2 protein-coding genes are annotated in these 2,500 nt (G+C 46.9%); both read left to right on the top strand.

The window, feature by feature from the left end; all coding sequences use genetic code 11:
- On the top strand, nt 1-652 hold a 652-nt coding region (locus B4J23_RS11095), incomplete at its 5' end, for an aldehyde dehydrogenase family protein (RefSeq protein ID WP_291360631.1).
- An 11-nt stretch (nt 653-663) separates the two neighbouring features.
- Entirely contained in the window at nt 664-2,319 is a 1,656-nt protein-coding gene (betA, locus tag B4J23_RS11090; RefSeq protein WP_291360630.1) for a choline dehydrogenase, read from the top strand.
- Nucleotides 2,320-2,500 lie beyond the last annotated feature (181 nt).

Here is a 2,500-nt window from a genome sequence, read left to right as displayed (position 1 = left end):
GGCGAACTTCTTTAGCTCAGGTCAAGTATGTACCAACGGTACCCGTGTATTTGTTCCAAAATCACGTTTAGCCGACTTTGAAAAAGCGGTTGTAGAACGTGTAAAACGCATTCGCATTGGTGACCCAATGGCTGAAGACACAAACTTTGGTCCGCTCACTAGCTTCCCTCATATGGAAAAAGTGTTGTCTTTCATTGAGTCGGGCAAACAACAAGGCGCTAAAGTGTTAATCGGTGGTGGTCGTGCGACCGAAGGCGAACTTGCCAAAGGCGCTTATGTACTACCGACTGTATTTAGCGACTGCACTGACCAGATGGCGATTGTTCAAGAAGAAATTTTTGGACCGGTCATGAGTATCCTCAGTTATGACTCGGAAGAAGAAGTGATTCAACGTGCCAATGCCACAGAATATGGTCTGGCTGCTGGTGTAGTCACGCCTAATTTGTCTCGCGCCCATCGGATCATTCATCAGATCGAAGCCGGTATTTGCTGGATCAATACCTGGGGTGAATCACCGGCAGAAATGCCTGTCGGTGGCTATAAACATTCGGGTGTCGGTCGCGAAAACGGTATTGTCACACTACAGCAATATACCCAGACCAAATCAGTTCAGGTGGAATTGAGTCCTTTCCAATCCGTGTTTAACGCATAAGGGGAGGATGAATGAATTACGACTATATTATTATCGGTGCGGGCTCTGCGGGTAATGTTCTGGCAGCGCGTTTAACTGAAGACCTAGATACTAAGGTGCTATTACTTGAGGCAGGTGGCCCGGACTATCGTCTGGATTTTAGAACCCAGATGCCGGCTGCTTTAGCTTATCCATTACAAGGCCGCCGTTATAACTGGGCCTATCTGACCGATCCAGAACCCCACATGAACAATCGCCGTATGGAATGCGGCCGTGGTAAAGGTCTGGGCGGATCTTCACTGATTAACGGCATGTGCTATATCCGTGGTAATGCTATGGATCTGGAACAGTGGGCCAGCTTTAAAGGTCTGGAACACTGGAACTATGCGCAGTGTCTACCCTATTACAAAAAAGCTGAAACCCGCGATATTGGCGGCAATGACTATCATGGCGATTCAGGTCCGGTTTCAGTCGCAACACCTAAGAATGGTAATAATGAGCTGTTTCATGCCATGGTCGAAGCTGGAGTGCAGGCAGGTTATCCACGTACCGATGACCTGAATGGCTATCAGCAGGAAGGCTTCGGCCCGATGGATCGTACTGTGACACCACAAGGCCGTCGCTCCAGTACGGCACGTGGTTATCTGGATATGGCCAAAGGCCGGGATAATCTCACCATTATTACCCATGCCATGACCAACCGGATTCTGTTTAATCGTAATCAGGCCATTGGCGTGGAATATTTTGAAGGCCAAAATACCTTACAGCCGATTCAGGTCTTTGCAGATCGTGAAGTTCTACTATGTGCAGGTGCAATTGCATCTCCACAAATCCTGCAACGCTCTGGTGTAGGTCCGGCTGAATTATTAAAAAGTCTGGATATTCCCGTGGTTCAGGATCTGCCGGGTGTGGGTGAAAACCTGCAAGACCATCTGGAAATGTACTTACAATATAAGTGCAAAAAACCGGTCAGCTTATACCCGGCATTAAAATGGTATAACCAGCCCATGATTGGCGCAGAATGGTTATTCCTGGGTAAAGGCATTGGTGCCAGCAACCAGTTTGAAGCGGGTGGCTTTATCCGTTCTTCGGATGAGTTCGAATGGCCAAATATCCAGTATCACTTCCTGCCAGTGGCGATTAACTATAATGGGACCAATGCTATTCATGAACACGGCTTCCAGGCTCATGTCGGTTCCATGCGTTCACCATCTCGTGGTCGGGTTCGCCTGAAATCCAAAGATCCGTTTGAACATCCAAGTATTCTGTTCAACTATATGAGTACTGAACAGGACTGGCGCGAATTCCGTGATGCCATCCGTATTACCCGTGAAATTATGCATCAGCCCGCCCTGGATTCCTATCGTGGTGAAGAAATCAGTCCGGGCAAAAATCTGCAAACTGATGCAGAAATTGATGAATTTGTTCGTAATCATGCAGAAACAGCGTATCATCCGTCCTGTAGCTGTAAAATGGGTGAGGATGATATGGCAGTTGTCGATGGTTATGGGCGTGTGCATGAGATGCAAGGCCTGCGTGTCATCGATGCTTCAATTATGCCGCTCATTATTACAGGCAACCTCAATGCAACCACGATCATGATGGCTGAAAAGCTTGCAGATCATATCCGTGGCAAGCAGGCATTACCTGCTTCTACAGCGCCTTTCTACCGGGCCTCACGCGCTTAAGTCATGGCTATATTCCTGTTGCTTGTTGCATCAAGGAATATAGCGAAATTTATTTTTACCCAAAGCTGGATAAGGCTGTAATTGATTTCAGTGTTATCCATTCTTTGCTTAATATAATTTATATTTTATGAGAATTTTCAAACAAACAGTCCTTTTCGGCTGTGCTGCTGTTTCTAGTATT

Origin of the sequence: Acinetobacter sp. UBA3025 (assembly GCF_002367915.1) — a bacterium.
Lineage (GTDB): Bacteria > Pseudomonadota > Gammaproteobacteria > Pseudomonadales > Moraxellaceae > Acinetobacter.
The sequence above is the reverse complement of the archived record's forward strand: the minus strand, read 5'-3'. Positions and strand labels throughout refer to the sequence as shown.

Coding starts and splice junctions, on each gene's coding strand:
- betA (WP_291360630.1), top strand. CDS start 664: ATGAATTACGACTATATTATTATCGGTGCGGGCTCTGCGGGTAATGTT.